The following is a 16464-nucleotide window of genomic DNA, read 5'->3' as shown; positions in this document are numbered from 1 at the left end:
CCTTGCCAACGCCTCCGGTTGCGGCGAAGCTTCGCTGCAACCGGAGCCGGGGGGCCTGCCATGGGCAGCTTTTCGTTCGTTCACTGGGCCATCTTGCTGGCCTGGTTCGTCGTCGTCCTCTTCCCGGTGGGGAAGATCCTGTCGCGCCTCGGCTTCCACTGGGCGCTGGCGCTCCTGACCCTTATCCCGGGCGTCAACCTGATCCTGCTCTGGGCGCTGGCCTTCATCGCTTGGCCGAAAGACAAGACTGCGCCGGCCGACTGAGGCGGTGTTTCACGTGAAACGTCGGCTGAGGACGTAGACCCCCTCAGTCGCCTCCGGCGACAGCTCCCCCTGGAAGGGGGAGCATCTTTTCGCACTGCGCTGTCCAACAACGCCGAGCAGATCCTCCCCCTCCTTCAGGGGGAGGTGGCCCGGAGGGCCGGAGGGGGCCGGCGCGCCAGCGCCGGAGAGACGCCCCCACCCAAAAACGCAAAGGGCACGAAGAGCGCTGAACCCTTCGTGCCCCTTTGTGATCTTCGTGGTTGAACCTTGACCGCGCCTGCCCGGGAAATCCCGAGCTGGCGCCCCCACCCCAACCCCTCCCCGCAAGGGGGAGGGGCTATAGGGCGTCAGGTGTTCATCGACTGGAAGAAGTCGTCGTTGTTCTTGGACTGCCGGAGCTTGTCGAGCAGGAACTCGATGGCGTCCTGAGCGCCCATGGGATTGAGGATCCGGCGCAGGACGTAGGTCTTCTGCAGCTGGTCCTTGGGCGTGATCAGCTCTTCCTTGCGGGTGCCGGACTTCAGCACGTCGATGGCCGGGAAGATGCGCTTGTCGGCCACCTTGCGGTCCAGGACGATTTCCGAGTTACCGGTGCCCTTGAACTCTTCGAAGATGACTTCGTCCATGCGGCTGCCGGTGTCGATCAGGGCCGTGGCGATGATGGACAGCGAGCCGCCCTCCTCCACGTTCCGCGCCGCACCGAAGAAGCGCTTCGGCCGCTGCAGGGCGTTGGCGTCGACGCCGCCGGTCAGCACCTTGCCCGAGGACGGGACGACGGTGTTGTAGGCGCGGCCCAGACGGGTGACGGAGTCGAGCAGGATGACCACGTCGCGCTTGTGCTCGACCAGGCGCTTGGCCTTCTCGATCACCATCTCGGCGACCTGGACGTGGCGGGTGGCCGGTTCGTCGAAGGTCGAGGCGATGACCTCGCCGCGCACGGTGCGCTGCATGTCGGTCACTTCTTCCGGCCGCTCGTCGATGAGCAGGACGATCAGATAGACCTCGGGGTGGTTGGCCTCGATCGACTTGGCGATGTTCTGCAGCATCACCGTCTTGCCCACCCGCGGCGGGGCGACGATCAGGCAGCGCTGGCCCTTGCCGAGCGGGGCGACGATGTCGATGACGCGGCCCGAACGGTCCTTCAGGGTCGGATCGTCGATCTCCATCCGCAGGCGCTCTTCCGGATAGAGCGGCGTCAGGTTGTCGAAGTGGACCTTGTGACGGACGTTCTCCGGGTCCTCGAAATTGATCTGGTCGACCTTCACGAGCGCGAAGTAGCGCTCGCCCTCCCGCGGGGCGCGGATGGCGCCGACCACGGAGTCGCCGGTGCGCAGGCCGAACTTCCGGATCTGGGAGGGGCTGACATAGATGTCGTCCGGGCCCGGCAGGTAGTTGGCCTCGGGACTGCGCAGGAAGCCGAAGCCGTCAGGCAGGACCTCCATGGTGCCGGAGCCTGAGATCTCCACGCCTTCCTCGGCGAGGGTCTTCAGGATGCCGAACATCATGTCCTGCTTGCGCATCGAGTTGGCGTTCTCGATCTCCATCTGCTCGGCGAAGGCGAGCAGGTCGGCCGAGGATTTCTCCTTCAGCTCCTGCAGGGACATGCGGGTCAGGCCCATGGCCGCGATGGCCTGGGCCGCGGGAGACGGCTCGTCGATATCGGAATCGCCGGCCTCGTCGTCGGTCTGGGAGTCCAGGACTTCGGTCTCGGTGTCTTCGCTCATGGTCATATGGCTCTTGGGGGCTCGTTGGGTTCGCCTCACGGCCGCGCGGGTCGGAGTCCAGAACGGACTCCGGGCGGGGTGACGCAGGCGGTGGCGTCTCAGGCGAGGCGCGCAATGGGTTGTTCTGGGACCGGGCCGTCGGCGACAGATCGCGCGGCGCCGGGAAAAGGCGGGGCGTGGGATGGCTCCCACGTATTCTCACGCAAACCACAGGCGAGGGCCTGCGGTCAAGCGCGACAAATCAGCAGATGGGGTCAGCGCGACCCGAATTCCAGGGTCACGGCCAGGACGGCGACGATGGCCAGCAGGAAGGGGATCTCGTTCGTCGCCCGCCAGAACTTGGACGACCTGGGCCGTTCGCCCCGCGCCAGCTTCTTCCGCGCCCCGGCCAGGAAGCCGTGCCAGCCGGACAGGATGATGACCGCCGTCAGCTTCACGTGCATCCAGGGCTGGGCGAGGAAGGCCCATCCCTGCTTCATCCAGTAGACGTGCAGCAGGATCAGGGTGACGCCGAGGATCCAGGTGATCGCCATCGACGGATTGATGATGATCCGCAGCAGCTTGGCTTCCCAGACCTGGAAGTGGGCGTCGAACTCGCTCCCGGGAGGGGCCGTCTCGGTGTGGTAGGCGTAGAGGCGGGGCAGGTACATCATGCCCGCCATCCAGGCGATGACGGCGATGATGTGAAGTCCCCGGACCAGATCGAACCAGTTCATGCCGCCTCCCCGCGGTTCTTATGCCCTGCAGGCGCATTTCCCACAGGACGCCGGGCAGGTCCAGCCGCCGACGGGCGCCACCGCTGCGTCGCGGGCCAGGGCCGCCGTCACCGCCGAGGCCAGGCCGGAGACGAAATCGCCCTGAACGCCCAGCGCCGGCACGCGCAGATAGGGCGCGCAGCCGATCTCTCGGGCGATGTCGGCATATTCGTGATCGAGCTCCACCAGGGTCTCCACATGCTCGGAGACGAAGGCGATCGGCGACAGGATGACGCCCTTGCCGTCGGCCGCCGCCCGACGGATGGATTCGTCCGTCGGCGGACCGATCCAGGCCAGCGGCCCGACCCGGCTCTGGTAACAGACCTCCCAGTCTGACAGTTCCGGCAGCTTCGCCGCCACCGCCGCGGCCGTCGCCTCGACCTGGGCCTGATAGGGGTCGCCGGCCTGGACCACCTTCTCAGGCAGGCCGTGAGCGGAGAAGAGCAGGCGCAGGCCTTCGGGCCGGCCGGCCGTCTCCCAGGTCTGGCGGATCAGGGCCGCATGGGCCTCCACCAGCTCGTCCTGGGTGGGAAAGCAGCAGACCGTGCGGCTGCGGCCCGGCCCCTTGTAGGCGGCCGCCCAGTCCTTCAGGGACGAGGCGCTCGTGGTGGTCGAGAACTGCGGATAGAGCGGCAGCAGGACGATCTCGTCGGGCGCGAAGGCGGCCACAGCCCTGGCCGTCTCGTCCGCCCGCGGGTTCCAGTAGCGCATGGCGATGAAGGCGCGGACCTCATAGTCCGGCGCGGCCGCCTTCAGCGCCTCTTCCAGGGCGCGGGCCTGCTTCTGCGTCTCCGGCAGAAGCGGCGAGCCGCCGCCCATGATGGCGTAGTTGGCCTGGGCGGTCTTCCTGCGCGTGGTGGAGATCAGCGCCGCCAGCGGATAGCGGGCGATCGCCGGCAGGCCGATGATGGCGGGATCGCGGAAGAGGTTGAACAGAAAGGGCTGGACGGAGTCCGGGCCATCGGGCCCACCCAGGTTGAAGAGGACGACGGCCAGCTTCTTCATTCGACTCCAGTCACACCTTTCCGGTCACGCGCCCGATGGCGCGGGCGATGTTCTCCACCGGGGTGTCAGGTAGGACGCCATGGCCGAGGTTGAAGATGTAGGGGCCCTTTCCCCACTGTTCGATCAAGGCGTCGATGCGGGCGTCCATGGCCGGGCCGCCGGCGCGCAGCAGCAGATTGTCGAGCGCGCCCTGGATGGCCTTGCCGCCCGCCTGGATGCGCTGGCCCTGGGCGGCGCTCGCCTGGGTGTCCAGCGCCACCGCCTGGACCGGCACGCGCGCGGCGTAGTTGTCGACCAGGGCGCCGGCCCCGCGGGGGAAGCCGATGAAGGGCGTGTCGACCCCGGCGGCGCGGACCTTCTCGACGATGGCGGCGTGCGGCCTGATGACGATGCGTTCGAAGACGTCCTCGGCCAGGCCCTCGGCCCAGCTCTCGAACAGCTTCAGCGCCTGGGCGCCGGCGCGGGCCTGCATGACCAGATAGCGGGCGGTGGACTCCACCAGGATGTCCAGCAGGCGGTCGAGGTCCTCAGGGTTCTGGTAGGCGTAGGTCCGCGCGCCGGAGCGGTCGCTGCCCCGGCCCTCGATCATGTAGGTGGCCACCGTCCAGGGCGCGCCGGCGAATCCGATCAGGGCCCGCTCCGGCTCCAGTTCGGCGCGCACGCGGGTCAGGGTCTCGCCGATCTCGGAAAGCCGTCCGGTCGAGGCCTCGATCTCGGCCTCGAGGGCGGAGAGCGCCGGCAGTTCGCCGAGCCGCGGCCCCTCGCCGGCCTCGAACCACACCTTCTGACCGAGCGCCCGGGGCAGCAGCAGGATGTCGGCGAAGACGATGGCCGCATCCAGCGGGAAGCGGCGCATCGGCTGAAGGGTCGCTTCGGCCGCCATGACGGGATCGTGGCAGAAGGCGATGAAGTCCTTCGCCCGGGTGCGCAGCTCCCGGTACTCGGGAAGCGATCGGCCGGCCTGGCGCATGAACCAGACGGGCGGGCGGTCCAGCGTCTCGCCGGCCAGGACGCGCAGCAGGCGCGGTTGGGAACCTTCGGTCATGGCTAGCCTTAAACCTGCTCCCCCGCCTGCGCTCAAGAGGCGAGGCGCGGGGCGAATGCGCACACAGTTCCTTCCCTCTTCCTGAAAGAAAGATTTCTGAAGGATGAAGAAGGGGTAGGGCCGGTCAGACCCGGGGAAAAGCGCCTTCGTCTCCGGCCATACCGACTCCCCCCACAGCTTGCCGGCGACCGGTCCACAGACTCGCCCAGAGCCTGTGAACTGCGGGGATGAAGATCACGCCTCCGCCCAAAGCCTTAACGAAACCTTAACTCCGCGCCACGGCCGGCCTGCGGACAGGCGGCGCCGCACACGGCAGGCGCGTTTACCTTTCATTAAGACCTTCCCCAGCCCCCTCTCCCGGTGGACGGCTGTCGCACAAACCCGCTGCTTTTCCCGCCCCGCCGCAAAGGCTCGCCCGGCCTGCGGAAAACAGCGGCCCTATCCCCAAGGCCGTGCGCGTCCGTTAAGAGGGTTTTCGACTCCTCGGTCCCCAGGAATCTTTTGTCGCACCCCGCCCTTTCCCCTCGCTCGCTCCGCCCGGTATGACCAACCCGCGCATCGCCACCTATTTCCACGTCCACCTCGTCTCGGACTCCACGGGCGAGACGCTGAACGCCATGGCCCGCGCGGTCTGCGCGCGCTTCGAGAACGTCCTGCCGATCGAGCACATCTATGCTCTGGTCCGCTCGCAGAGGCAGCTCGACCGGGCGCTCGCCGACATCGAGGCGGCGCCGGGCGTGGTGATCCACACCATCGTCGACGCCGAACTCCGCGAGGCGCTGGAAGAGGGCTGCCGCCGGCTGGACATGCCGTGCATCGCCGCGCTCGACCCGCTGGTCAGCGCGATGTCGCGCTATCTGGGCGCGGCCATTTCGAGCCGGGTCGGCGCCCAGCACGCCCTCGACCACGACTACTTCAACCGCATGGACGCCCTGAACTACGCCATCGGCCACGACGACGGCCAGGGCGGCCAGGACCTGGAGCAGGCCGACGTGGTGCTGGTGGGCGTCTCGCGCACCTCCAAGACGCCGACCTGCATCTATCTGGCCCACCGGGGGGTGCGCGCGGCCAATGTGCCGCTCGTGCCGTCGCGGCCGATCCCCGACAAGCTCCTGCAGCTGAAGAACACCCTGGTGGTGGGCCTCACCATCTCGCCCGACCGGCTGATCCAGATCCGGCGCAACCGGCTGCTCAGCCTGAAGGAGAACCGCACCTCGACCTATATCGACGTGGACGCCGTGCGCGAGGAGATCGTCTATGCGCGCCGCCTCTATGAACGGCAGGGCTGGCCAGTGATCGACGTCACCCGCCGCTCGGTCGAGGAAACCGCCGCCGCGGTGATGAACCTGCTGACCTCCGGCCGGGGCCAGGTGGAGGTGCTGGGATGACCGGGGTCATACTCGCCTCGCAGAGCGCCGCCCGCGCTCAGATCCTCGCCGGCGCCGGGGTGGCGTTCGAAAAGGTCAGCGCCGGAGTGGACGAGGATCTCACCAAGGCCCGCCTGCTCGAGGCTGGGGAAACGCCGGCGGTGATCGCCGCGGCGCTCGCCCAGGAAAAGGCCCAGGCCGTTTCGCGTAGCCGGCCGGGTCTGATCATCGGCGCCGACCAGACTCTCGAGTTCGAAGGCCAGCTCTACGACAAGGCGGCCAGCCTGGAGGAGGCCCGCGCGCGCCTGCTCGCCCTGCGCGGCAAGCCCCACCACCTGCACTCGGCCGTGGCGGTCGCCGAGGACGGGCTGGTGATCTGGGAGGAACTGGCCACCGCGACACTGACCATGCGCGACTTCTCGCCCGCCTTCCTCGACGATTACCTGGCCCGCGAAGGCGCGGACCTGCTGGGGTCGGTGGGCTGCTATCGGCTGGAAGGCCTGGGCGCCCAGCTCTTCGCCGAGATCAGCGGGGACTACTTCGCCATACTGGGCCTGCCCCTTCTGGGCCTGCTCGACCTTCTCCGCGACAAGGGCGTGGTGGTGCGATGAGCGCTTCGATCTCCGGCGCGGCGGTCGTGGCCGGCGTGGTCGGCTCGCCGGTCCGCCACTCCCTGAGCCCCCTCATCCACAACGCCTGGATCGCCGCCGCCGGACTGGACGCCGCCTATGTCCCCTTCGCGCCGGCCGAGGCCCGCTTCGCCGACTTCGTGAACGGCCTGCGCGGCGGGGCCGTCCGCGGCCTCAACGTCACCCTGCCGTTCAAGGAGCAGGCCCTGGCGCTGGCCGACCGGGCCAGCGACCGCGCCTGGGACGCGGGCGCGGCCAACCTGCTGGTCTTCGAGCACGACGGTCAGGTCTTCGCCGACAACACCGACGGGCTGGGCCTCCTCGCCGCCTTCGCCGAGCAGGCGCCACGCTTCGATCCGACGGCCGCGCCGGTGGTCATACTGGGCGCCGGCGGGGCCGCGCGCGGGGCGGCGGCGGCCTTCAAGGCGGCGGGCGCCCCGGAGGTCCGCATCGTCAACCGCACGCCGGCCCGGGCCGAGGCCATCTGCGAAGCGCTGGGCGAGCGGGCGGAAGCCTTCCCGCTCGAGCGCGCAGCCGCCGCCTTCGCGGGCGCCGGGGCGGTGATCAACGCCACCTCGGCCGGCCTGTCGGGCGACGGGGGCCTCGACGTCCCCCTGGCGGCGACGCCGGAGACGGCCGTGGTCATGGACATGGTCTACAAGCCCCTCCGCACCGGCTTCCTCCAGGCCGCCGCGGCCCTGGGCCGCCCGAGCGTGGACGGCCTCGCCATGCTGATCGGCCAGGCGGTCCCCTCCTTCGAGGCCTTCTTCGGCGCCGCGCCGCCGGCGGGGGTGGACGTGCGCGCCCTGGCGCTCAAGACTCTCGGCGATGTCGAAAGGATCTGAACCGATGCTCCTGATCGGCCTGACCGGCTCCATCGGCATGGGCAAGTCGACCACGGCCGGCTTCTTCCGCGAGCACGGCGTGCCCGTCTATGACGCCGACGCCGCCGTGCACGACCTCTACGACGTGGGCGGGGCGGCCGTGGGGCCGGTGGGCGAGGCCTTTCCCGGCGTGGTCCAGGGCGGCGCCGTCGACCGGGAGCTGCTGCGCCAGCGCGTGCTCGGCGATCCCGAGGCGCTGAAGCGGCTCAACGCCATCGTCCATCCCCTGGTCGGGGCGGACCGGCAGACCTTCTTCGCCGAGGCCAAGGCCAAGGGCGCGGACATGGTGGTGCTGGACATTCCCCTGCTGTTCGAGACCGGCGGCCACGCCAACATGGATGCGGTCGTCGTGGTCAGCGCGCCGGCCGAGATGCAGCGCGAGCGGGTGCTCGCCCGTCCGGGCATGACGCCGGAACGCTTCGACGCCATCCTCGCCCAGCAGATGGCCGACGCCGAGAAACGGGCCCGCGCCCATTTCGTGGTCGAGACGGGCCAGGGCCTGGACCATGCCCGCGCCCAGGTCACCGAAATCGTGAACGCCCTTCGCGACCCCGACCGCCGGCCGCGGCGCCCCGCCCCGGTTGAATCGGCCGCCAAACCGGGCCAATGAACGGCCATGGCGCGTGAGATCGTCCTGGATACGGAAACCACCGGCTTCGAGCCGCGCGAGGGCCACCGCCTGGTGGAACTGGCCTGCCTGGAGATCGAGGACTTCGTCCCCACCGGGCGCACGTTCCACTGCTACATCGATCCCGAGCGCGACATGCCGCCGGACGCGGAGAAGGTGCACGGCCTGTCGGCCGCCTTCCTGCGGGGCAAGCCGAAGTTCGCCGATTCGGAGGTGGTGGAGGCCTTCCTCGACTTCGTCGGCGACGCCAACATCGTGGCCCACAACGCCACCTTCGACCGCACCTTCGTCAATTTCGAACTCGGCCTCTGCGGTCGGGTGGAGATCTGCGAAACCCGCTGGGTGGACACCCTGGCGCTCGCCCGCGTCCGCTTCCCCGGCATGGCCAATTCGCTGGATGCGCTCTGCCGGCGGTTCAAGATCTCGCTGGCCGACCGCGAGAAGCACGGGGCGCTGATCGACGCCCGCCTGCTGGCCGACGTCTATCTGGAGCTGAAGGGCGGCCGCGAGCGCAAGCTCGAACTGGCGCCGGCGATCATGGCCCAGGCCGTGGGCGCCGCGCGCCAGGCGGCCTACGGCGCGCGGCCCCGCCCGCTCGCCTTCCGCTCCACCGACGCCGAACGCGAACGCCACGCCGCCTTCGTCCGCGACGTGGTGAAGTCCGACACGCTCTGGAAGAAGCACGGGCTGTAGGGGGCGCTCGCTCCGCCTCTCGGGTGTGGAGAGACCGCAGACCCCGCCTGGCTCGCGCCTGAGGTGCGGGCGAAGCGGGCGCCGGACGCAGAACCTCTTCGCCTAGCCCGGCCGCTGCTCGGCGGAGAACGCCGCCACGTCCTCGATCAGCGCCTCGGCGGCGGTCCTCACCAGTTCGCCGCCCTTTTCCGGGGTGGCGAGCGCCGGGTCGGAGCCCATGCGGCCGTCGGGATAGCGGGCGCGGAAGTCGTTGGCCTCGCGGATCGGGCCGGTGGGCGCGATCTGCGGCGCATAGTTGGCGGTCTTGATGGCGTCCGGATAAGCCCACTGGGTGACGGCGATCTCCGAGGGCGTCGCATGGCTGCCGTGGCCGGTGGGGAACTGGCGGTTGGCGAGCGCGGTGACGCCCTTCAGGTCCCACCAGTTCTTCAGCTTCAGCGCAAAGCCGCGGTCCTTTCCGGAAAAGCTCGCCTCGGCGTAGAGTTCGGAAAAGGCCGCCTCGATGGTGGCGACATTGCCGCCGTGGCCGTTCAGGAAATAGATCTTCGTAAAGCCGTGGGCGCCGAGCGACCGGCACCAGTCGCCGATGGCGGCGATGAAGGTGGTCGGCCGCAGGGAGATGGTGCCCGGAAAGCCGAGGTGGTGCTGGGCCATGCCGATGTTGAAGGTGGGGGCCACCAGGAGGTCGCCGGCCTTCTGCGCCTCGTGGGCGATGATCTCGGGGCAGAGCCAGTCGGTGCCCAGAAGCCCCGTCGGCCCATGCTGCTCGTTGGAGCCGATGGGCACCACCACCGTCTTCGAGCGCTTCAGATAGGCCTCGATCTCGACCCAGGTGGACAGGTGCAGCAGCATGGCGCGTCTCCGGCGGCGGACTTCAGGCCACGGACATAGGCCTTTGCAGGCGCTGGGTTAAGTCCGGGGCCGATCAGGGAGGACACGGATGATCGAAAGCTTCGACGACGGGGCGGCCATGGCCGAGGCCGCGGCCGAGGCGACGCGAGCGGCGCTGGCGGCGGCGCTGGCCGCCGGGCGGCGCGCCAGCCTGGTCGCCACGGGCGGCCGGTCGCCGGGTCCCGTCTACGACCGCCTGGCGGCGGCGGCGCTCGACTGGTCGCGGGTCGACGTCACCCTGTCGGACGAGCGCTTCGTGCCCCCCGACCATGCGGCCTCGAACGAGCGGCTGGTGCGCGAGCGGCTGCTGCGCGGCGCGGCCGCCGACGCCCGCTTCGTCCCCCTCTTCCGGCCGGCGGCGGATCCCGACGCCGCGGCCCGCGCCGCCGAGGCGAGCGTCGAGGCGCTCGCCCCCTTCGACGTCACCCTGCTCGGCATGGGCCCGGACGGCCATGTGGCCTCGCTGATCCCGGGCTCGCCCCGCGTCGCCCAGGGGCTGGACCCCTCCCTGACCAAGATGCTGATGGGCGTGCCCGAGGCGATCGGCGATCCGCCCCTGCCGCGGATCACCCTGACCCTGCATGCGTTGTTGCAATCGCGCGCCATCCTCGTCCTGATCACGGGTGAGACCAAGCGCCGGGTGATCGAGCGGGCGGCGGCGGGCGAAGACCTGCCGGTGCGCGCCCTCTTGACCCAAGCGGAGGCGCCCGTTCGGGTCCTCTGGGCGCCTTGAGGAGGGACCACGCCATGCCGCCGTCAGCCATGCACCCCACCGTCGCCGAGGTCACGCAGCGCATCGTCGCGCGCAGCCGCGACAGCCGGGCGGCCTATCTGGAGCAGATGGAGGCGGCCCGCCGGTCCGGCCCCGGGCGCGCCAAGCTGTCCTGCGCCAACTTCGCCCACGCCTTCGCCGCCCTGCCGGAGGAAGGCAAGACGCGGATGCGCGATCCGACCGCGCCCAACGTCGCCATCGTCTCGGCCTATAACGACATGCTCTCGGCCCACCAGCCGTACGAGCGCTTTCCGCAGGTCATCAAGGCCGCCGCCGAACAGGTGAAGGCCACGGCCCAGTTCGCCGGCGGCGTGCCGGCCATGTGCGACGGCGTCACCCAGGGCCGACCGGGCATGGAGCTGTCGCTGTTCTCCCGCGACGTCATCGCCATGGCCACCGCCGTGGCGCTGACCCACGACGCCTTCGACGCCGCCCTGATGCTGGGCATCTGCGACAAGATCGTGCCGGGCCTGACCATCGGGGCGCTCGCCTTCGGCCACCTGCCGGTGATCTTCGTCCCCGGCGGGCCGATGACCTCGGGCCTCTCCAACGCCGAGAAGGCCCGCGTCCGCGGCCTCTACGCCGAGGGCAAGGTGACCCGCGAGGAGCTGCTCGATTCCGAGATGAAGTCGTATCACGGGCCGGGCACCTGCACCTTCTACGGCACGGCCAATTCCAACCAGATGATGATGGAGATGACCGGCCTGCACCTGCCGGGCGCGGCCTTCATCCACCCCAACACCCCCCTGCGCGACGCGCTGACCGCCGCGGCGGCCCAGCGGGCGGTGGAGATCATCCCCTCCTCCAACGCCTATACGCCCATGTCGGCGGTGGTCGACGAGAAGAGCCTGGTCAATGCGCTCGTCGGCCTGCTCGCCACCGGCGGTTCGACCAACCACACCCTGCACCTGGTGGCCATGGCCCGGGCGGCCGGCGTCATCCTGACCTGGAGCGACTTCGACGACCTGTCCCGCGTCGTGCCCCTGATCGCGCGGGTCTATCCCAACGGCAGCGAGGACGTGAACGCCTTCCAGGCTTCCGGCGGCATGGCCTTCGTCACCCGCCAGCTGCTGGATGCGGGCCTCGCCCACGAGGACGTGGTCACCGTGGCCGGCGGGGGCCTGCGCCTCTATCAGCGTGAACCCTTCCTGCAGGACGGCAGGCTCGTCTGGCGCGAGGGGCCGGCGGAAAGCCTGAACCGCGACATCCTTCGGCCGGTGGACGACCCCTTCCAGGCCGAGGGCGGGCTGCGGGTGCTGGAGGGCGGGCTCGGCCGCGCCGTCATCAAGACCTCGGCGGTGAAGCCCGAACACCTGGTGGTCGAGGCCCCGGCGCGGGTGTTCGACGACCAGGATGAGCTGCTCGAAGCCTATAAGCGCGGCGAGCTGACCTCCGACTTCGTCGCCGTCGTGCGCTTCCAGGGCCCCAAGGCGAACGGCATGCCCGAGCTGCACAGTCTGACCCCCACGCTCGGCGTCCTGCTGGACCGAGGGCTGAAGGTGGCGCTGGTCACCGACGGGCGCATGTCGGGCGCCTCGGGCAAGGTGCCGGCCGCGATCCACGTGACGCCGGAGGCCGCCGACGGCGGACCGCTCGCCTATGTCCGCGACGGCGACCTGATCCGCCTGGACGCCCAGGCTGGCCGCCTGGAGATCAAGGTCGAGGCGGCCGAGCTGCGATCCCGGCCGCCGGCGCCGCAGCCGCGGGCCGGCCACGGCTATGGCCGGGAGCTCTTCGGCTGGATGCGCCGGGTCGCCGGCCCCGCCGAGGCCGGCGCGTCGGTCCTGTTCGAGGACGCCGCCTGATGCCGCTGCTCTATGAAGGCCTCGTCGGCGACGTCGGCGGCACCAACGCCCGCTTCGCCCTCGTCGACACCGAGGGTCACCTGCGCAACACCAAGATCTACGCCTGCGCCGACTACGGCTCGCTGGACGAGATCATCACCGAATATCTGGACGAGACGGCCGGCAAGAAGCGCCCGGCCCAGGCGGTGATCGCCGTCGCCGGGCCGGTGGTGGCCGGCGAGATCGAGTTCACCAATCTCGACTGGCACGTGGCCGAGGTCGACCTGATCGCCAATTTCGGTTTCGACGCGGTCAAGCTGATCAACGACTTCGCCGCCCAGGCCATGGCCGCCCCGGTGCTCGACCCCGACGACCTGCGCCGCATCGGCCCGGCGCTGCGGGCGCCCACCGACTGCCCCATCGTGGTGCTGGGCGCCGGCACAGGCTTCGGCGTCGCCGCCGTCGCCCGTTCCCTCCACGTGGACATCGCCGTGGCGACGGAGGGCGGCCACGCCGCCTTCGCGCCCACCGACGAGACCGAGGTGGAGATCTGGCGGCGGCTGAAGGCCATCCACGGCCGGGTGTCGGTGGAGCGGGTCCTGTCGGGCCAGGGGCTCTATGACCTCTATGTGGCGCTGGAGGAGATCGCCGGCCGCTCCCCCGCCCTGCCGGACGAGCGGGTGGTGATCGAGGCCGGGGAGGCCGGCGACCCGGCCGCCGCCGCGGCCCTCGACCGCTTCTGCGGCATTCTCGGTTCGGCGGCCGGCGACATCGCGCTCACCCACGGCGCCCGGGGCGGGGTCTATGTCAGCGGCGGCATCGCGCCGCGCATGATCGACCGCATCATGTCCGGCGGCTTCCGCGCCCGGTTCGAGGACAAGGGCCGGCTGTCGGACTATGTGGCCGAGATCCCGACCTTCCTGATCACCCACCCCTATGCGGCCCTGGTGGGCTGCGTCCGCGAACTGGCCCAGCTGGAGGGCGTGAAGCTGTGACGCTCGAAGAGATCATGGGGCTCGCCCCCGTCATACCCGTCCTGATCATCGAGGACGCCGCCGCGGCCGCGCCGCTGGCCCGGGCGCTCTGCGCCGGCGGTCTGACGGCCCTGGAGGTGACGCTGCGCACCCCGGCCGCCACCGAAGCCATCCGCCGGATCGCCGGGGAGGTGGAAGAGGCTGTGGTCGGGGCCGGCACGGTGACCAGCGCCTCGGCCCGCCAGGCGGCCGCCGACGCGGGCGCCCGCTTCGCCGTCTCGCCGGGCCTGATCGAAGGGGAGTACGCCGAGGGGCCGATCCCTCTCCTGCCCGGCGTCGCCACGGCGAGCGAGCTGATGCGCGGCCTCGACCACGGCTTTTCCGCCTTCAAGCTATTCCCGGCCAGCGTGGTCGGCGGAGTCGGCCTGATCCGGGCCTTCGCCAGCCCCTTCCCGCAGGCGGTCTTCTGCCCGACGGGCGGGATCGGCCCGGACAATGCGCCGGACTATCTGGCCGAACCGAACGTGGCCTGCGTGGGCGGCTCGTGGGTCGCGCCCAAGGCCGCCGTCGCCGCCGGGGACTGGGCGCGGATCGAGGCCCTGGCGCGGGAGGCGAGCAGGCTGCCCCGCGCCAGAACGCGTCCGCTCAGCCTCTAAGCCGCGCCCGTCGAGCCGAAGCCGCCGGCGCCGCGCGCCGTCTCGTCCAGGGCGCCGACCTCCTCCCAGGCGGCCTGGATCACCGGGGCGATGACCAGCTGGGCGATCCGGTCGCCGCGGCGGACGGTGAAGTCCTCCTCGCCGAGGTTGATCAGGATGACCTTCACCTCGCCGCGATAGTCGGCGTCCACCGTGCCCGGCGAATTCAGGCAGGTGATCCCGGCCTTGGCGGCCAGGCCCGAGCGCGGCCGCACCTGGCCCTCGAAGCCGGGCGGCAGGGCGATGGCGAGGCCGGTGGGGATCATCTCCCGCTGCATGGGGCGCAGCACCAGCGGCGCGTCCTCGGGGACGGCGGCGCGCAGGTCCATGCCGGCGGCGAGCTGGCTTTCATAGGCCGGCAGCGGCAGGTCGGCGTTGTGGGCCAGGCGGGTGATCTTGATCTTGGGGGTCACGAAAGCTCCAGTTCCTGCGCCATCCTCTGCGCCAGCCGGGCGGCGACGTCGGCCTTGGCCGTGCGGTCCCAGCGCTCCACCCCGTCCTTCGTCACGATGGAGACGGCGTTGTCGTCCCCGCCCATGGTGCCTTCGACGCTGACGTCGTTGGCCACGATCCAGTCGCAGCCCTTCTTGGCCAGCTTGGCCCGGGCGTAGGCCTCCACGTCGTTGGTCTCGGCGGCGAAACCGACGACCAGGCGCGGGCGGTCCGGGCCCGCCCTGGACAGGGTCGCCAGGATGTCCGGGTTCTCGACCAGCGCGATGGGCGGCGGGCCCTCGCCCGTCTTCTTGATCTTCACCGCGCCCTCCTCGGCCGGGCGCCAGTCGGCGACGGCGGCGACGCAGACGGCGAGGTCGGCGGGCAGGGCGGCCTGACAGGCGGCCAGCATCTGGCGGGCGGTCTCGACATCGACGCGCGTCACGCCGGCCGGCGCCGAAAGCGCCGTCGGGCCGGAGACCAGCGTGACCTCGCAGCCCAGCTTGGCCAGGGCCGCGGCGATGGCGTAGCCCTGCTTGCCGCTCGAGCGGTTAGTCAGGTAGCGCACCGGATCGATCGGCTCGGCCGTGGGCCCGGCCGTGACGATGGCCCGCTTGCCGGCCAGCGGCCGGGCGGCGGGACCGGCCAGCATGTCCATGATCGCCTGGAAGATCGCCGCGGGCTCGGCCATGCGGCCGAAGCCGAACTCGCCGCAGGCCATGGCCCCCTCGTCGGGACCGACGAAGGCGACCCCGTCGGCCTTCAGCGTCGCCAGGTTCCGCCGCGTGGCCGGATGCTCCCACATGCGCACGTTCATGGCCGGGGCCATCAGGACCGGCTTGTCGGTCGCCAGAAGGGTGGTGGCCGCAAGATCGCCGGCCAGGCCATGGGCGGCCTTGGCCATCAGGTCGGCGGTGGCGGGCGCGACGACCACGAGATCGGCGGAGCGCGAGAGCTCGATATGGCCCATCTCCGCCTCGTCGGTCAGGGAGAAGAGCTCGGAATAGACCTTATCCTCGGCCAGGGCCGACAGAGACAGCGGGGTGACGAACTGGGCGCCCGCGCCGGTCAGGACCGGCCGCACGCCGACGCCCGCCTTGCGCAGGAGCCGCGTCAGCTCCAGCGCCTTGTAGGCCGCGACGCCGCCGCCCACGATCAGGAGAACCCGCTTTCCGTCCAAGGCGCTCGCCCCTTCCGCCGCTTCGCGTCCGCTATAGCCTCATATAGGCGCTGGACAAACCGCCGCAGATGTTCTTTGTTCGTTCCGCTACAGCTTTGAGCCCAAGTCCGGGGAGAGACGAAGGTGACGGTGCGGTACGGTTCCTGGCTCGCCGCGGGCGCGAGCCTTCTCATTCTGACGGCCTGCGACAACGGGCCCTCGGCGGTGCGGCCCCAGGCGGCCGACGCCGGGGCCACCGGAAGCGACGCCGCCGCCACGGCCCCGAGCGTGAGCACAGGCGAGAGCGCGGCGCGGCCGCCCGTCCCGACCGTGGACGGCGCGCCCATGTGGTCGGAGACCAGCCGCTACTCGGCCCAGGAAAACGCGCAGCGCGCCTATGAGCGCAACGGCGAGGCCTTCGGGGCGACCAGCCTGGACGACTTCGTGAAGAAGGCCCACGCCTTCGTCAGCGACCCGCCGGCCGGCACCCAGACGCTGAAGCGCGGCAACGGCGACACCCTCTTCTACGATCCGGCCGGCAACGTCTTCGCCGTCGCCACCGCCCAGGGCGCCCCGCGCACCATGTTCAAGCCCGACGACGGCCCCGCCTACTGGGAAGAGCAGAAGACCCGCGAGGCCGAACGCTCCAGCCGCGCGGCGGACTGAGGCGGCGGCGCCGGCCGGGCCTCGAAGGACGAGGGCGGCCGCCCGGCCGTGGGACCCCCTCAGGGGGAGGTGGCGTCCGAGCCTGCCCCCGCAGGAA

General features: G+C 70.8%; 18 protein-coding genes. 11 read left to right on the top strand and 7 right to left on the bottom strand.

The genetic code is table 11. From position 1 onward, the window contains the following. Positions 1–60: 60 nt before the first annotated feature. On the top strand, positions 61–264 hold the full coding sequence (locus H2041_RS17835) for a hypothetical protein (RefSeq protein WP_293415050.1): 204 nt from the start codon (positions 61–63) through the stop codon (positions 262–264). Positions 265–611: 347 nt separating this feature from the next. On the opposite strand, the gene rho is transcribed toward H2041_RS17835, so the two are convergent. The 4 genes from rho to hemE form a co-directional block, all read right to left on the bottom strand. Beyond that, a complete protein-coding gene (gene rho / locus H2041_RS17830) occupies positions 612–1988 on the bottom strand; it encodes a transcription termination factor Rho (protein ID WP_293415048.1) in 1377 nt (458 codons plus the stop codon). A 254-nt stretch (positions 1989–2242) separates the two neighbouring features. After that, positions 2243–2704 carry a CopD family protein gene (locus H2041_RS17825; protein WP_293415046.1) on the bottom strand — a complete coding sequence of 154 codons (462 nt, stop codon included), beginning with the start codon at positions 2702–2704 and terminating at the stop codon, positions 2243–2245. Between the two features lie 18 nt (positions 2705–2722). Further along, positions 2723–3748: a ferrochelatase gene (gene hemH, locus H2041_RS17820; RefSeq protein ID WP_293415044.1), complete on the bottom strand. Its 1026-nt coding sequence runs from the start codon at positions 3746–3748 to the stop codon at positions 2723–2725. 10 nt (positions 3749–3758) lie between these two features. Continuing rightward, a complete protein-coding gene (gene hemE / locus H2041_RS17815) occupies positions 3759–4793 on the bottom strand; it encodes a uroporphyrinogen decarboxylase (protein WP_293415042.1) in 1035 nt (344 codons plus the stop codon). A 542-nt stretch (positions 4794–5335) separates the two neighbouring features. Between hemE and H2041_RS17810 the strand changes: the two genes are divergently transcribed. Genes H2041_RS17810 through dnaQ form a run of 5 tightly spaced genes read left to right on the top strand, consistent with a single transcriptional unit; the run spans position 5336 to position 8994 of the window. Continuing rightward, positions 5336–6181 carry a pyruvate, water dikinase regulatory protein gene (locus H2041_RS17810; RefSeq protein ID WP_293415040.1) on the top strand — a complete coding sequence of 282 codons (846 nt, stop codon included), beginning with the start codon at positions 5336–5338 and terminating at the stop codon, positions 6179–6181. Then, positions 6178–6771 (top strand): nucleoside triphosphate pyrophosphatase, encoded by a 594-nt coding sequence (locus H2041_RS17805; RefSeq protein WP_293415038.1) that lies wholly within the window; start codon positions 6178–6180, stop codon positions 6769–6771. Before H2041_RS17810 ends, H2041_RS17805 begins: the two co-directional genes overlap by 4 nt. Further along, positions 6768–7634: a shikimate dehydrogenase gene (aroE, locus tag H2041_RS17800; RefSeq protein ID WP_293415036.1), complete on the top strand. Its 867-nt coding sequence runs from the start codon at positions 6768–6770 to the stop codon at positions 7632–7634. The genes H2041_RS17805 and aroE overlap by 4 nt, the downstream gene beginning before the upstream one ends. Positions 7635–7638: 4 nt before the next feature. After that, positions 7639–8283, top strand: coding sequence for a dephospho-CoA kinase (gene coaE / locus H2041_RS17795; protein WP_293415034.1), 645 nt, complete (start codon positions 7639–7641; stop codon positions 8281–8283). A gap of 6 nt (positions 8284–8289) precedes the next feature. After that, complete coding sequence (dnaQ, locus tag H2041_RS17790) at positions 8290–8994, top strand: DNA polymerase III subunit epsilon (RefSeq protein WP_293415032.1); 705 nt, start codon at positions 8290–8292, stop codon at positions 8992–8994. Positions 8995–9096: 102 nt separating this feature from the next. Here the strand turns inward: dnaQ and H2041_RS17785 are convergent, their stop codons facing one another. Beyond that, positions 9097–9846 carry a creatininase family protein gene (locus H2041_RS17785; protein WP_293415030.1) on the bottom strand — a complete coding sequence of 250 codons (750 nt, stop codon included), beginning with the start codon at positions 9844–9846 and terminating at the stop codon, positions 9097–9099. 88 nt (positions 9847–9934) lie between these two features. Between H2041_RS17785 and pgl the strand changes: the two genes are divergently transcribed. From pgl to eda, 4 genes are read left to right on the top strand one after another with little or no spacing between them, the layout of a single operon-like run. After that, positions 9935–10618, top strand: coding sequence for a 6-phosphogluconolactonase (gene pgl / locus H2041_RS17780; RefSeq protein WP_293415028.1), 684 nt, complete (start codon positions 9935–9937; stop codon positions 10616–10618). A 29-nt stretch (positions 10619–10647) separates the two neighbouring features. Beyond that, the gene (gene edd, locus H2041_RS17775) at positions 10648–12462 is read left to right on the top strand and encodes a phosphogluconate dehydratase (RefSeq protein ID WP_367134350.1); all 1815 of its coding nucleotides are present in this window, start codon (positions 10648–10650) and stop codon (positions 12460–12462) included. Beyond that, on the top strand, positions 12462–13436 hold the full coding sequence (gene glk, locus H2041_RS17770) for a glucokinase (RefSeq protein ID WP_293415024.1): 975 nt from the start codon (positions 12462–12464) through the stop codon (positions 13434–13436). The genes edd and glk overlap by 1 nt, the downstream gene beginning before the upstream one ends. Further along, positions 13433–14071: a bifunctional 4-hydroxy-2-oxoglutarate aldolase/2-dehydro-3-deoxy-phosphogluconate aldolase gene (gene eda, locus H2041_RS17765; RefSeq protein ID WP_293415022.1), complete on the top strand. Its 639-nt coding sequence runs from the start codon at positions 13433–13435 to the stop codon at positions 14069–14071. Before glk ends, eda begins: the two co-directional genes overlap by 4 nt. Here the strand turns inward: eda and dut are convergent. Beyond that, a complete protein-coding gene (gene dut, locus H2041_RS17760; protein ID WP_293415020.1) occupies positions 14068–14523 on the bottom strand; it encodes a dUTP diphosphatase in 456 nt (151 codons plus the stop codon). The two genes, eda and dut, sit on opposite strands and share 4 nt — an antisense overlap. After that, positions 14520–15722 (bottom strand): bifunctional phosphopantothenoylcysteine decarboxylase/phosphopantothenate--cysteine ligase CoaBC, encoded by a 1203-nt coding sequence (coaBC, locus tag H2041_RS17755; RefSeq protein ID WP_293415018.1) that lies wholly within the window; start codon positions 15720–15722, stop codon positions 14520–14522. Before coaBC ends, dut begins: the two co-directional genes overlap by 4 nt. Positions 15723–15851: 129 nt before the next feature. Between coaBC and H2041_RS17750 the strand changes: the two genes are divergently transcribed. Beyond that, a complete protein-coding gene (locus H2041_RS17750; RefSeq protein ID WP_367134324.1) occupies positions 15852–16367 on the top strand; it encodes a hypothetical protein in 516 nt (171 codons plus the stop codon). Positions 16368–16464 lie beyond the last annotated feature (97 nt).

It is taken from the genome of Phenylobacterium sp. (genome assembly GCF_013911965.1).
Lineage (GTDB): Bacteria > Pseudomonadota > Alphaproteobacteria > Caulobacterales > Caulobacteraceae > Phenylobacterium.
This window is presented reverse-complemented; position numbering and strand designations above follow the sequence as displayed.

What these genes read in the sequence shown, in the direction of transcription:
- hemH (WP_293415044.1), bottom strand. Translation starts at nt 3,748, where the DNA reads ATGAAGAAGCTGGCCGTCGTCCTCTTCAACCTGGGTGGGCCCGATGGC.
- H2041_RS17810 (WP_293415040.1), top strand. Translation starts at nt 5,336, where the DNA reads ATGACCAACCCGCGCATCGCCACCTATTTCCACGTCCACCTCGTCTCG.
- edd (WP_367134350.1), top strand. Translation starts at nt 10,648, where the DNA reads ATGCACCCCACCGTCGCCGAGGTCACGCAGCGCATCGTCGCGCGCAGC.
- coaE (WP_293415034.1), top strand. Translation starts at nt 7,639, where the DNA reads ATGCTCCTGATCGGCCTGACCGGCTCCATCGGCATGGGCAAGTCGACC.
- H2041_RS17835 (WP_293415050.1), top strand. Translation starts at nt 61, where the DNA reads ATGGGCAGCTTTTCGTTCGTTCACTGGGCCATCTTGCTGGCCTGGTTC.
- H2041_RS17805 (WP_293415038.1), top strand. Translation starts at nt 6,178, where the DNA reads ATGACCGGGGTCATACTCGCCTCGCAGAGCGCCGCCCGCGCTCAGATC.
- glk (WP_293415024.1), top strand. Translation starts at nt 12,462, where the DNA reads ATGCCGCTGCTCTATGAAGGCCTCGTCGGCGACGTCGGCGGCACCAAC.
- dnaQ (WP_293415032.1), top strand. Translation starts at nt 8,290, where the DNA reads ATGGCGCGTGAGATCGTCCTGGATACGGAAACCACCGGCTTCGAGCCG.
- aroE (WP_293415036.1), top strand. Translation starts at nt 6,768, where the DNA reads ATGAGCGCTTCGATCTCCGGCGCGGCGGTCGTGGCCGGCGTGGTCGGC.
- pgl (WP_293415028.1), top strand. Translation starts at nt 9,935, where the DNA reads ATGATCGAAAGCTTCGACGACGGGGCGGCCATGGCCGAGGCCGCGGCC.
- rho (WP_293415048.1), bottom strand. Translation starts at nt 1,988, where the DNA reads ATGAGCGAAGACACCGAGACCGAAGTCCTGGACTCCCAGACCGACGAC.
- hemE (WP_293415042.1), bottom strand. Translation starts at nt 4,793, where the DNA reads ATGACCGAAGGTTCCCAACCGCGCCTGCTGCGCGTCCTGGCCGGCGAG.
- H2041_RS17785 (WP_293415030.1), bottom strand. Translation starts at nt 9,846, where the DNA reads ATGCTGCTGCACCTGTCCACCTGGGTCGAGATCGAGGCCTATCTGAAG.
- H2041_RS17825 (WP_293415046.1), bottom strand. Translation starts at nt 2,704, where the DNA reads ATGAACTGGTTCGATCTGGTCCGGGGACTTCACATCATCGCCGTCATC.